This window comes from Puia sp. (genome assembly GCF_036500295.1).
Classification (GTDB): Bacteria; Bacteroidota; Bacteroidia; order Chitinophagales; family Chitinophagaceae; genus Puia.
Window position 1 is genome coordinate 21,566 of sequence record NZ_DASYCH010000102.1, and the last position, 8,317, is coordinate 29,882.

The window sequence follows — 8,317 nt, forward strand, 5'->3', positions numbered from 1 at the left end:
GCCGACCAATGAAGATCTTCCCCGAATCAGCCCTGGTGCAACTGGAATTTAACAAGGTGAAACACCTTCTGGCCGAGCATTGCAACACCGACTTTGCCCGCTCCAGGGCCGAAGATCTCCGTATCCATACCCGCCGCGATTTCATCGAGCTGGAACTTCGTCAATCCCACGAATACAAGCTCCTGCTCAGCAACGGCCAGTACTTTCCAAACGATAATACCCTCAACCTCGCCCGCGAACTAAAACTCCTTGGCATCCCCGGCGCCGTCCTCAGCGGCGAACAATTCCTCCAGATCCGCCGCCTCGCCGAAGGCATGGACTCCATCTTCCGGTGGTTCGACCCCGAACGCCGCACCGCCTATCCGGCCCTCAGCCGCGTCATCGAACATACCCACTACGAAAAGGCCATCGTAAAGGCCATCGACGAGATCATAGACGAAAGCGCAGGCGGCACGGTCCGCGACAACGCCTCCACCGACCTCGCCGACATCCGTCTCAGCCTCTATCGCAAACGCAACGAACTCCGCCGCGTCTTCGACCGCATCCTTTCCAAGCTCGGCAAGGCTGGCTACGTCGCCGATATCGAAGAATCCTTTCTCAACGGCCGCCGCGTCGTCGCCATCTTCGCCGAACACAAACGCCAGGTCAAAGGCATTCTTCACGGGGAGAGCGATACCCGCCGCACCAGCTTCGTCGAACCCGAAGAGACGATCCAGCTCAACAACGAGGTCTTCTCCCTCGAGCACGCCGAAAGCAAAGAGGTCAACCGCATCCTGCGCGAACTCACCGCCCGGCTCTCAAGTCATGCCCCCCTGCTGCAGGTATGGCACGACATCCTCGGCGAATTCGATTTCATCCGCGCAAAGGCCCGCCTCGCCGGCGACATGAACGGCAACTTCCCCCTGCTGGTGGATAAATCCCATGTCGTGCTGCGCCAGGCCTACCACCCGCTGCTGCTCCTGTACAACCGCAAGAACAACAAGCCCACCATCCCCACAAATATTAATCTCAACGAGAAAGAACGGCTGCTCGTCATCTCGGGACCCAACGCCGGCGGCAAGACCGTCACCCTAAAGACCGTCGGCCTCCTCCAGCTTATGCTCCAGAGCGGCCTCCTCGTCCCCGTCCACCCCGACAGCGAAATGGGCATCTTCAAACAGCTGATGATCCACATCGGGGATACCCAAAGTCTCGAATTCGAACTCAGCACCTATAGCTCTCACCTGAAGAACATGAAGTACTTCATGGAGAACGCCAACGGCCGCACCCTCTTCTTCATCGACGAACTGGGCAGCGGCTCCGATCCCAATCTCGGCGGCGCCTTCGCGGAGGTCATCCTCGAAGAACTCGTCCGCAAGCATTCCTTTGGCATCGTGACCACGCACTATCTAAATCTGAAGGTCATGGCCGGCAAGACCCCCGGCATCGTCAACGGCGCCATGGCCTTCGACGAGGCCAACCTCCTGCCGCTGTATAAGCTGATCATCGGTAAACCCGGCAGCAGTTATACCTTCTCCATCGCCGAACGCATCGGCCTCGACCCCCGGCTGATCCAGCGCGCCCGCAACCTCGTCGACGAAGATCATTTCCGCCTCGACAAACTGCTCAACGCCACCGAACAGGACCTCGCCGCCCTCGAAAAAAGGGAAAAGGACCTCAACCGCCTCCTCAAAGAGAACGAAAAACTGAAAAAGGAAATGGAGGCCCTCATCCATCGCGAACGCCATGAACAGCAGGTCGAACTCCTGAAACACCAGAACAAGATCACCGAAGAGCGGATCGCCTACCTCAAGGAGATGGAACGCAAGCTCCGCCAGATCATCTTCGACTGGCGAAAGACCGACGACAAGAACGAGGTCATCAAACAGATGCAGGCCCTCCTCTTCAAACAAAAGGAAAAGCAGGTCAACGAAAAGGTCCGCAAGAAATTCGACGCCCGTTACACCGAGATCGGCGGCAGCATCGAACTCGGCAACAAGGTCATGATGAAAAAGAACCACCAGGTCGGCACCGTGAAAGATATTCGGGGCAAAAAAGCCGTCGTACAACTCGGCCTCATCCCCATCACCGTCGACCTCGCCGACCTCACCGTCGTCCAGGACAAACCCCAGGAAGCGCTGGATAGCTAAACCGCCGCATCCGTTCACGGCGCCGATTTCCCCACAATCCTTCCTGTTGTTGCCAAACCCCAACTTTGGCACTATCTTTGGCCTAAATCGAACACTTTAAATCTCAAAACGTATGAAAAAGCACCTTCTGGCAGGCGCCGTCCTGATCGGCCTCGCCTTCGCCACTCCCACGCAAGCACAGATCAAATTTTCCGTCAACATCGGCGTTCAGCCCTCCTGGGGTCCCACGGGGTATGACCATGTAGAGTATTACTACATCCCCGACATCCAGGCCTACTACTATGTCCCCAATCACCAGTTCGTCTATCAGCGCGGAGGCCGCTGGGTCTTCTCCCAGGACCTGCCCGCCCGCTACCATGACTTCGACCTCTATCACAGTCATAAGGTAGTCATCAACGAACCAAAACCCTACCTCCACTACCAGGAACACCAGAGAATGTACGACCACTTCCGCGGCGAACACGACCGCCAGGAATTCATCCGCGGCAGCCACGACAACCGCTATCAGAAGCATTGGCACGACAAGCGCGACGCCAACGAAGACCGCCGCCACCACGACAACGGCCACCACTAGCCATAAAAAAACCCGGGGCCTGGCCCCGGGTTTTTGTTTTTTTATCCTTTGCTCCCGCGCCTCACTCACTCCTCAACGCCACCACCGGACTCTCCGTCGCCGCCCTTATCGCCTGCACGCTGATCGTCACAAAAACCACCAGCAGCGAGACCCCCGCCGTCGCACCGAATATCCACCAGCTCATCGGCGCCCGATAGGCAAAATCACTCAGCCACCGGTCCATCACCCACCAGCCGATCGGCGACGCGATCACCAGCGCCAACCCCACCAGCCGCAAAAAATCCCGCGACAGCAACTCCATGATACTTCCCACACTCGCCCCCAGCACCTTCCGGACCCCGATCTCCTTGCGCCGCTGGATCGTGCTATAAGCCGCAAGCCCCAGCACCCCCAGACAGGAAATAAAGATCGCCAGCGCGGCAAAATAAAAGAACAGCCGCCCAAACCCGACCTCCGCCGAATACTGTTGATCAAACGCGGCGTCCAGGAAGGTATACTCAAATGGCCGGTTCGGAATAATGCGGTTCCAGTTCCTCTCGATCCCCGCGATCGTCGCCGGCAGATTCGCCGCCGCCACCTTCACCGAGATAGTCCCCCATCCATAGGGTTCTATCCGCATCACCATCGGCGTGATACTCTCCCGCAGCGACTTGTAATTGAAATCTTTGATCACCCCGATGATCTTCCCCTGCCGGCCCCACTGATCGAAGTTCCGGCCAACCGCGTCCTGCGCATTGCGATAGCCCAGCATCCGCACCGCACTCTCGTTCATCACCATGGCGCGCCCCGTGTCGCTAGGGTAGTCCCGCGAAAAAGCCCGCCCCGCCGCCATCTTCAATCCATATTGCTGGATAAAATCGAAATCGACAAAATACGTGTCGATATTCATCTGCTGCATCTCGCCCTTCCGGTTCTCGAGGGTCGAATAGGTCGAGGTATACCCGTCACCGGGCGACCCGCTCGCAATCGTCGTCGACAGCACCCCCGGCAGACTCGCCAGCGATGCCTTAAAAGTCTCTTTCTTCGGATCGAAATTCGTTTTGATGACCATCTCCTGGTCCTTGGCAAAACCCAGGTCACGCGTCTGCATATATTTCACCTGCCGGTATACGACGATCGTCCCCACGATCAGGATCGTCGAGATCACGAACTGGAAGACCACCAACCCCCGCCGTAGCAGCAAGCCCTTTGTCCCCGTCGCAAACCGGCCTTTCAACACACTCACCGGGCGGAAACCCGAGAGCACCAGCGAAGGATAGAACCCCGCAATCACCCCGATGCCGATAGCCAGCAGGAACAGCCCAGCCACATAGATCCAATGTGAGAAAACCCCCGTACTAACGGTCTTCCCTGCCAATATATTAAACGATGGGATCAGTATCGCCGCCAACGACAACGCCACCACAAACGCCAGCAGACAGATCAACACCGACTCGCCGATAAACTGCCGCGCCAGCTGCGTCCGCCCCGCGCCGATCACCTTCCTCACACCTACCTCCTTCGCCCGCTCGGTACTCCGCGCCGTCGTCAGATTGACAAAATTGATACACGCGATCAGCAGGATGAACACGCCAATCGTCGAGAAGATCCATACATTTCGCAGGCTGCCCGTCACAAACCCGTCCAGCTTCGACCGCAGGTACACGTCCCGCAGCCGCTCCAGGTGCAGCGTCTCGAACATCTGCAGCTTCCGCGCCTCTGCCCCGTGATGCCGCTCCATAAAATCCGCCAGCTTCCGCTCGAAGCCCGCCACATCCGTATGCGGGCGGAACAGGATATAGGTGTAATATCCATGGTTGGTCCATTCGCTATCCTGGATCGGCCGGTGGTACAGCGGCCGGTACGAAGACAGCGACACAAAAAGATCCGCCTTGATCTGGGAATTCTCCGGGATATCCTTCATCACCCCCGTCACCGTCGCCGGCACCGCACCCCCGGTGAGCAATACCTGCTTGCCCATCGGATCGCCGTCCCCAAAATATTTCCGCGCCGTCGACTGCGACAACACCACGCTCATCGGCGCGGTCAACGCCGTGTTCCGGTCACCCGCGATCAGCGGGAAATCGAAGACCCGGAAGAAACCCGAATCCGCCAGCACCGTCCGCTTCTCCTGGAACCGCGCATCCCCCCGGCGGACAAGAAACTCGTCCCGGCCCAGGCGCACCGCATCCTCCACCTCCGGGTACTCCTTCTTCACGTTGGGGGCGATCGGCGTGATCGTCACCCCCATCGAATCCACACCCGTCGGCGTCCGGATCGTCGACGTCACCCGATAGATCCGATCCGCCTTGCTATGAAAATTATCATAGCTCGTCTCCAGGCTCACCCATAAAAAGATCAGAAAAAAAGCGGCCATCCCAATGGCCAATCCAAGAATATTGATAATGGAGAACGCGCGATTCCGCCACAGATGGCGCAGCGCGACCGTCAGATAATTCTTTATCATAGCTATCCCGCCGCGAACCCGATGCCAAACCCGCATCTGACTGGAAGCTAATCTCTTGTGCCGGGCAAGACCCGCAAAACTGTCCGCTTTCGATACGTCTACTGTAACGATCCCTTCATCACGACCTTCTTCTTCCCATAATCAAAACTCGCGGCATCCTCGATCGTCACCCCCGTCCCCTCGAAATGACACGTCATCGTCTCCGTATGCGGACTCTCGATATACCGCAACACCAGCTCCAGCGTATTCTCATCGGTCCAGTGATAGCTCCCCGCCGTCATCACCGCCGGCATCCCCACGAAGTGATTGGTCGCATACGCCGTCAGATCCGGCCCAAGCCGCGTCGTCGACGTCCGCAGCCATTTACCGTCGCCAAACGGAAAAGAATAGGTTCCCGCGGCATCCGCGATCGACACCTGCCAGGAATTATCGTCGTTCAGCCGGAAGCCGATCGACTTCATCTTTTTGTCGTTCGTCTCCAGCGCATACGTCTTCCCGTTGATGTTGAAATCGGCGCCCGTCGCATTCGCCTTCTGCGGCGGCAGCGCCAGCCCCGTCAGCATCTTCTTCAACTTCCCATCCGCATCCGGATCGTCCTTCAGCGACCAGTTCACCATCGGCGGCAGCAGATACTGCCAGACCAGGTTGATCTCATCCTGCATATCCGGCGTCTCCGCCTGTATCGCGACAACGACATCCTGATCCGGTAACATAATAATGAACTGTCCAAACGCCCCATCGGCCCTCACCCCATTATGCCTGCACCGCCACATCTGATAACAATATCCCTGCACCCAGTCACCGTCGGCATCCGAAGGCGAAGGGATATTCGGGTTCTGCAGGATCTTCGTCGTCGTAGCCTCCTTCACCCAGCTCTTCGGCAGGATCGTCTTCCCCTTCCATCGCCCGTCCTGGAGATATAATTGGCCAAACTTCGCCATATCCTCCGTCTTCAGCCGCAACCCCCAGCCACCCGTATTCACCCCCTGCGGACTCGTCTCCCAATCCTCGCCCGTGATCCCCAGCGGATCGAACAACCGCGGCCGCAGATAATCGATCACCTTTTCTCCCGTCACCTTCTGGACGATCGCCGAAAGCATATAGGTCCCCGCGGAATTGTAAAGGAACTTCGTACCCGGTTTATTCACGATCGGCGTAGCCATAAACGTCTTGGCCCAATCGGCCGATAACCCAATCCTCGGGCTGGGATCGGGGTCCATCCCGTCCGACATCATCAGCGCGTCCTTCACCGTTAGCTCGGCCAGGTTCGGCGGCACCGGGTTCGGCAGCTCTTCCGGCGGGAAAAAGGAGATCACCTTATCGGTCAGCTTCAATTTTTTCTCGGTAATCGCAAATCCAACCGCCGCCGCCGTAAAGCTCTTGCTCGTCGAATACAACGTGTGCTTCAGATTGGGCGCATACGGATTCCACCAGGCTTCGGCGATCACCTTCCCATGCCGCACGACCATCACACTGTGGAATTCGTTCTTACTCTTCCCCGCCGCCTGCACAAAATCCATGATGGCCTGGGCCGGCACCCCCTCTTTCTCCGGCGTACTCCGCGGCAACGGATCGGTCTGTGCGCTGACACGCAGACAAACAAAAAGCAGGAGAAGACGCCCCCATTGGATCAGTTTAACAGCAGTCATATTCGTTGATTTTACAAACAAATTTATCGGTATGTTTGACGCAAACAAATTATATGCGTTTTTATTTGCTCCTGGCCCTCGCCCTTTCCTGCCTGGCCGTGTCCGCCCAGATCACCGACTCCACCCAAAAAGTGATCCCCGGACGCGCCAACAGCGCTCAACAGGAGAAAAAACCGTATATCATCTTCATCTCCGCCGACGGATTCCGGCACGACCTCGCCGACAAGTACCACGCCACCCACCTGCAGGTCCTCCGCGCAAAAGGCGTACAGGCGACCTCGATGACCCCATCCTATCCCTCCGTTACCTTCCCCAATCACTATAGCCTGGCCACCGGCCTGTACCCCAGCCATCACGGCCTCGTGGACAACACGTTCTTCGATATGAAAAAAGGCAGTGGCTACAGCATTCGCGACCGTCTCGCCGTCGAAGACAGCACCTTCTACGGCGGCACCCCCATCTGGGTCCTCGCCGAACAGCAAAAAATGCTCACCGCCTCCTTCTTCTGGGTCGGCTCCGAGACCAATATCGACGGCGTCCGCCCCACCTATTACTACCGGTTCAACGATAAGATCTCCATCGACACCCGCCTGCAGGCCGTCCGGGACTGGCTCACCCTGCCCGAAGACAAGCGCCCGCATCTCATAACATTTTATCTCTCCTGGGTGGACCATGCCGAACACTTCTATGGCCCCAATTCCAAAGAGACCGAAGAAGCCGTCCACCAGGTGGACGACGCTATCCAGCGCATGACCAATATAGTTGACTCCCTCCACCTCCCGGTGAACTACATCTTCGTTTCCGATCACGGCATGGCCCAGGTCGACACGACAAAGGTCGTGCTCCTGCCCGATGTGGTCGACACCACCAAATTCATCGTCTCCTTCGGTGGCACGATGATCCATCTCTATGCAAAGAACAAGGCGGACATTGCCCCTACCTATACCGCGCTCAAGACCGTCGCAAAGGATTATGAGGTCTACCTGCCCGAGGAAACTCCCGCGCGCTGGCATTACAGCGACAGGGACGACCGCTATCATCGCATCGGCGACATCCTCCTCGTCGTCCATTACCCCCTGATCTTCCATTCCCGCACCATGCGCATGATCCCCGGCGAGCACGGCTATGACAACAGCATCCCCGATATGGGCGCCACCTTCTACGCCTGGGGCCCCGCCTTCAAAACCGGGCTGACCATCCCGCCCTTCGAAAACGTCAACCTGTACCCGCTGCTGGCGCACATCCTCGGCCTGAAGATCACCCAGCCCATCGACGGCTCCGGAAACGTTCTCGATAACACACTCAAAAAATAACCATGAACAGACGCAACTTCCTCCATTCGGCAGCCCTCGCCGGCGCCGCCCTCCCCTTTAAAAGCAGCAACATGGACAATACCCGCGGCTCAAAACAACAATGGTACGAGCTCCGTACCTATACCTTCGCCGAAAACGCGCAGCGCGATCTCACCACCGCCTATCTCGAAAAAGCCCTGCTCCCCGCCCTCAACCGCGCCGGCTGC

The 8,317-nt window shown here is 57.8% G+C and carries 5 protein-coding genes and 1 pseudogene; 4 read left to right on the forward strand and 2 right to left on the reverse strand.

Going from position 1 to position 8,317, the window contains the following annotated elements; genetic code table 11:
* Positions 1 to 8: 8 nt before the first annotated feature.
* The gene (locus VGM48_RS19845; protein WP_331582174.1) at positions 9 to 2,129 is read left to right on the forward strand and encodes an endonuclease MutS2; all 2,121 of its coding nucleotides are present in this window, start codon (positions 9 to 11) and stop codon (positions 2,127 to 2,129) included.
* Between the two features lie 112 nt (positions 2,130 to 2,241).
* A complete protein-coding gene (locus VGM48_RS19850) occupies positions 2,242 to 2,703 on the forward strand; it encodes a hypothetical protein (protein ID WP_331582175.1) in 462 nt (153 codons plus the stop codon).
* A gap of 61 nt (positions 2,704 to 2,764) precedes the next feature.
* On the opposite strand, the gene VGM48_RS19855 is transcribed toward VGM48_RS19850, so the two are convergent.
* Together VGM48_RS19855 and VGM48_RS19860 are read right to left on the reverse strand one after the other, a co-directional pair.
* Positions 2,765 to 5,149 (reverse strand): ABC transporter permease, encoded by a 2,385-nt coding sequence (locus VGM48_RS19855; protein WP_331582176.1) that lies wholly within the window; start codon positions 5,147 to 5,149, stop codon positions 2,765 to 2,767.
* 98 nt (positions 5,150 to 5,247) lie between these two features.
* Positions 5,248 to 6,798, reverse strand: coding sequence for a serine hydrolase (locus tag VGM48_RS19860; protein ID WP_331582177.1), 1,551 nt, complete (start codon positions 6,796 to 6,798; stop codon positions 5,248 to 5,250).
* Between the two features lie 53 nt (positions 6,799 to 6,851).
* On the opposite strand from VGM48_RS19860, the gene VGM48_RS19865 reads away from it, so the two are divergent.
* The gene (locus tag VGM48_RS19865; protein ID WP_331582178.1) at positions 6,852 to 8,111 is read left to right on the forward strand and encodes an ectonucleotide pyrophosphatase/phosphodiesterase; all 1,260 of its coding nucleotides are present in this window, start codon (positions 6,852 to 6,854) and stop codon (positions 8,109 to 8,111) included.
* A 2-nt stretch (positions 8,112 to 8,113) separates the two neighbouring features.
* Positions 8,114 to 8,317 (forward strand): annotated as a pseudogene (locus VGM48_RS19870) (NIPSNAP family containing protein); the annotation flags it as partial.

Coding starts and splice junctions, on each gene's coding strand:
- VGM48_RS19845 (WP_331582174.1), top strand. CDS start 9: ATGAAGATCTTCCCCGAATCAGCCCTGGTGCAACTGGAATTTAACAAG.
- VGM48_RS19850 (WP_331582175.1), top strand. CDS start 2,242: ATGAAAAAGCACCTTCTGGCAGGCGCCGTCCTGATCGGCCTCGCCTTC.
- VGM48_RS19855 (WP_331582176.1), bottom strand. CDS start 5,149: ATGATAAAGAATTATCTGACGGTCGCGCTGCGCCATCTGTGGCGGAAT.
- VGM48_RS19860 (WP_331582177.1), bottom strand. CDS start 6,798: ATGACTGCTGTTAAACTGATCCAATGGGGGCGTCTTCTCCTGCTTTTT.
- VGM48_RS19865 (WP_331582178.1), top strand. CDS start 6,852: ATGCGTTTTTATTTGCTCCTGGCCCTCGCCCTTTCCTGCCTGGCCGTG.